4 protein-coding genes are annotated in these 4,374 nt (G+C 60.4%); all 4 read right to left on the reverse strand.

Annotated features, from left to right (window positions below; translation table 11 throughout):
* Positions 1-1,147, reverse strand: a 1,147-nt coding sequence (locus tag Ae505Ps2_RS31655) for a hypothetical protein (RefSeq protein WP_139320311.1), incomplete at its 3' end; no start/stop codon positions are given.
* Positions 1,102-1,488 carry a hypothetical protein gene (locus Ae505Ps2_RS32335; protein ID WP_170917184.1) on the reverse strand — a complete coding sequence of 129 codons (387 nt, stop codon included), beginning with the start codon at positions 1,486-1,488 and terminating at the stop codon, positions 1,102-1,104. The genes Ae505Ps2_RS32335 and Ae505Ps2_RS31655, both read right to left, overlap by 46 nt.
* A 1,571-nt stretch (positions 1,489-3,059) precedes the next feature.
* Positions 3,060-3,581: a J domain-containing protein gene (locus tag Ae505Ps2_RS29845; RefSeq protein WP_075554431.1), complete on the reverse strand. Its 522-nt coding sequence runs from the start codon at positions 3,579-3,581 to the stop codon at positions 3,060-3,062.
* Positions 3,578-4,374, reverse strand: a 797-nt coding sequence (locus Ae505Ps2_RS29850; protein WP_212567746.1) for a hypothetical protein, incomplete at its 5' end; no start/stop codon positions are given. The genes Ae505Ps2_RS29845 and Ae505Ps2_RS29850, both read right to left, overlap by 4 nt.

Raw genomic sequence — 4,374 nt, forward strand, 5'->3', positions numbered from 1 at the left:
CCTCTGACTCCACCGGATGGTTCTCCCAGGCCTCCTGTAGCCAGGTCTTGTTGATCCGCTTGAGCAGGTCCAGGGAGTCCATGGGCGCTCCGCGGGGGGAGTCGATGAGCAGGTGCAGCAGCCCTCGCTGGAGGACGTCGTAGAAGCGGTGGTCGGTCTTCGCCAGGGCGTGGAGGGACGCCTGTAGCTGCCGTGGGGGCAGCCGCCACATGTTCAGCCGGTCTTCCAGGGGGAAGATCCCGACCCGGTTCAGCTGTAGGCCCAGTGCCTCCATCGCCTCAGCCCACTCACTGGCCTCCACCCCGCCCTGCCGGCCGCCCTTGCAGTTGACGAAGATGGTCAAGGGCCGCGTGGCGTACACATCCTTGGACTGCGAGCCAGTTACCTCCTGGCTCGACTCCCGGTAAGTGCGCCACGCGGCCTCCGTCCATCCGACGCTGAGCTTGATCAACGTCGTCGACTTCCCCGACCCGGACGACCCCACACACGCCATATGCCGCTTGATCCGCTCCATCGGAACATCAAAATACGGGGCATTCCGTTTTCCTAGCGACTGCCCGAGAAGTTCCGGATGCGGATACACATCCTCATACTTGTGGCCCAATATCACGCGTTGCCTCCTAGATATCGGCGTCAACTCAAACCGAGCCCTGATCTGCGCATGCCACTCCTGTCGCTTCAACTGGCGATACACATGCCGTTCCCCTCTCACTCCCTCCGCCCCGGATCGCATCCGCCGCGTATACCGCTGCCAATACGCCCACGCACCAAGGCTTGACAACAGCAATGTTCCGCCCGTTGCGTTCACGAACCCGTTCAGCCACATCCCATCCCACGTTTGCTCGATTGCAGTCCGCATTGTTGTGACTGGGGCCGCCCAGTCACCAACCCACCAGGCCGCAAGGACGCTCGACCCGAGCAGAACGAAGAACACATTCCGCAGCCGGGATGGATGCCAGCCCTTCAACCAAGCCGTGAACACGAACCCGGCACCAAGAATGATCCCCGGCACGAAAACCACTATTGCTGCCAGCAACACCGCTACCAGCACCAACCCGATACTTCCCTGCGCCCATACAGGAAGCGTTGGCCATCCCGTCATCAGCTTCCTCCTGTCAGTCTCCGAACCCATCCACGTGTCTCCCACTTCGGGACCTCCTCATTCAGGTTTCGCACATACATTGGCTTATACCTTTTGTCCTTACTTGCATCCACTCGAATTTTGTACTCATTTACTACTTCCCTGACAATCGGGAGGGCTGTAGGCGAGCACCAGTACGCAATGCTGGAGCAGCTCAACTGACCAGCCCGCCTCTGGATCTCGGGAATTAGTCCTTCGTGTGTGTTCATTCCGCCACCGAACTCTCTTTCTTTTGAGAGATACCGAGTCCGGCTCTTCGCCGTGAGTTCCACTTCGATCAAGACCCGGTCTCCGTTAGCAAGAATTTCCACTCCATCCGGAAGGTGTGGATATTCCTCGTCTTTCATCCGCCAACCGTGTTCATGCCACATGCGTCGTTCGGAGTCCCAACGATTTAGATCGAATCCAGTGCGATGTGCTCGGACTGCTGCAACAGCACGTGTATGAGCTGCTGTGGTCGGTCGCGGCTTCCATTCCCGAGCATCCCACCCGAGAAACCTATTGGCCGTCGCCTTTGTCGGCCAGATCCACATCGATCCGGCGTCGACATAGTCTCGCTTGACCCATCCTGCTTTTTCCCATCGCCGGACAATCTGTCCGACTCTTACCTCTCCCACCCCAAGGTGGTATTGGAGAAGGTCTGCAGGAATGCCGTACATGTGGGCAATCCACTCCATAAGTTCGGCATCCCTGCCGGTTTGCCGGACGATCCCGGCGTCGCTTCGCTTTGCTCTTTTGCCAGTCTCGTTTGTCATCATTGCTTGCCTCCCTGTTTGGTTCTCTGTTGGGATCTTGCCCTGCTGGCTTCTTGCTGTTCTCTACGCTATTTTCGTCTTACGTTCTGCTCTGCTCTTCTCGGCTCCCTTTGTGCTGGGGTCTTCATCTTTGCTTCGTCTCTTCGCTTCTGCGCTTCTCTTCGTCTTTTTGCTTCTCTTTTTTCCTGCCTTTCCTGCCGACCGCACGCCCCTCTCAGCGTTACCCTCTTGCCAAGCCCCTGTCTGTTGATCTTGACCTTGACCTTGTAGTTGATCTTGTTTTTGTCTTTTCGTACTTGCCTGCCCGCCGCCGCCGCGCGACACCTCTCTTCCTCGTTACGAAGTAGAGGGAGAGAGGTGTCGCGCGGCGGCGGCGGGCAGGCCCCCCACGAAACCGCAGGTCAACCCCCTCTTCACGGTCTGAAACCACTATATAAAACCCTTCTCTTCAAAACATGCCGCTTGCAGTGCTTTTGCAGTGCTTTTGCAGCATGTAGGAACCCCTCTAGCCTTGTCTATCACCCAGCGGGGTGATGGGTTGGTTGTTGTGGGTGGGCGGGTCCGGAGGGCGCGCCAACGGGGGGTTGGTGGGCTCCTGTCCGTCACCTGGGCGTAGCCAGACCAGGGGTTCGGGAGGGGGCAACCCATGGGGTTCGGGTTGCCCCCTCCCGAAGCTCTGGTATCCCTTGGGCAGGTGATGGGCAGGAGCCTGCCAACCCCCATTCCCAGGTGAGGAACACTCCATAAGCCTCGGCCTTCTCGACTGGGTTTGTCCTCCTGTCCGGAGCCTGCCCAGCGGCGAGCGTCTGCTTGTGATCTGGATTGTGAAGTTCCGCCTCCGGCGGGAATCCTCCGGAGGCCCTCCGGGGGTCGGGCGCTCGCCGCCCCGAACCCCGGCAGACTCCGGACAGGGCCCGGTTCTCCCGTCCCTGTCCGTCATCTGCCCGGGGGGATACCTGACCCCCGCCAGAATGCAAGGGACACCCCACCCTTGCATTCTGGCGGGGGTCAGGTCTGGCTACGCCCAGATGACGGACAGGGACGAAAGAACCTCCAACACAGGACCACTACACACGCAAAAAGGCCCGGCCCCTCATCGGGGGCCAGGCCTTCTGCATCCCACACCATCGTCGTCGTATCGACGACACAGCATTTCCCTGGCTCTAATAGCCAGGTCGCTCGAACTCCTCCACCTCCTCAACACTCACCCGAGGAATCGGCTCGGTATCCCAGCCGGGATCACTGGTTACCGCCGCCCCGTTATTCTTCCTCTCCAATGGCCTGCCCACCGCCAGATACATCAGCCGGATGACAAGTGCGAGTCCAGCGAAGATTACGGTCACCCCGTAGAACGTCACACCCAAGAAGATCGGGAGGAGAAGAAGCGCGACAGCTTCGACGAGCCCGACGATGATGGAGAGGACGCTGCATTTGCTCCGGACCCACACCACCGGTGCTTTTGTCCGGCCCAGCTCTGGACGTGCCTCTTCACGATCGTCCACCCATCCTGCAGAGAGCAGATAGGTGTATGCTTCGGAGATCTCCTGGAACTCTTCCGTTGACCCTCCGACGTCCGGATGGTGTGCTCGTGCCGCTTTTCGGTAGGCCGAGTGCAACTCCTTTGGGCCTGCCGCAGGGGGCACCTGGAGAAGCTGCGCTGCCGCTTCCCTAGTCAGCGGGGTCATTTGTTCCACCCCGGAATCTGCTCTTCCAGGGTCTTCCTGTGAGCCTTGAGCAGCGCGACCGGTTCTTTCGCATGTCCGGCCACCAACAGATTCCGGCGTGCTGAACCGGTGATGACAGGGCTCGGGAGCCTCCGGGTCTTGTCAACTGGCTTGACTACCCCATAGGTGACCTTGTCCGCTGTGGAGTAAATCCAGTGCCGATCCGGCAGCTGCCGCACCCGGTTCGGGTCCAGCAGGTAGGCGTCCTGACGTCGCAGACTCCCTGTCCCGGTGAACTCTGATTCCGCGAGTTGCAGGCCGGCCTCACCGACTTTCCGCGACCCGAACCGCTTCGCCAGAGGTTCTGCGCCTTCGGTCCGGCCGATGAGCATTCCCCCGCCCATCGCGGTCAGGAGCCGCTGACGCTCATCCTCGGTATCTCCGAACCCGTAGTAGGACTGAGCCGACGGGATACAGGCACCGCCCATCCCGCGGATACGCTCCACCAGGTTTGTGAGGCTCCCGGTCAGCTTCCCGGTGATGGCGGAGAACTCATCCACGATGAACAATGTCTGTCGTGGCTGAGTCGAGAGCTCATACATCAGCAGCTCGATCAGGACAGCTGCTTTCGCCTCGGCCACGACCCGGTCGATAGAACCCGGCACCATCACGTACAACGCATCGAAGTCCGACAACGGACGACCCGCATCGAAATCCCCACCCAGGGACCGAAACAGCTCACTGAACAGCATCAGGTCTGCCGCCAACGGAGACGGCCCCGACCCGGCCGCGCCGGCGGTCAGAGCTCGCACCG

Origin of the sequence: Pseudonocardia sp. Ae505_Ps2, from assembly GCF_001932425.1 — a bacterium.
Taxonomy (GTDB): Bacteria; Actinomycetota; Actinomycetes; order Mycobacteriales; family Pseudonocardiaceae; genus Pseudonocardia.

Bases quoted from the DNA above. Each gene is read 5' to 3' on its own strand.
- Ae505Ps2_RS32335 (WP_170917184.1), bottom strand. From the start codon at position 1,488: ATGAAAGACGAGGAATATCCACACCTTCCGGATGGAGTGGAAATTCTT.
- Ae505Ps2_RS29845 (WP_075554431.1), bottom strand. From the start codon at position 3,581: ATGACCCCGCTGACTAGGGAAGCGGCAGCGCAGCTTCTCCAGGTGCCC.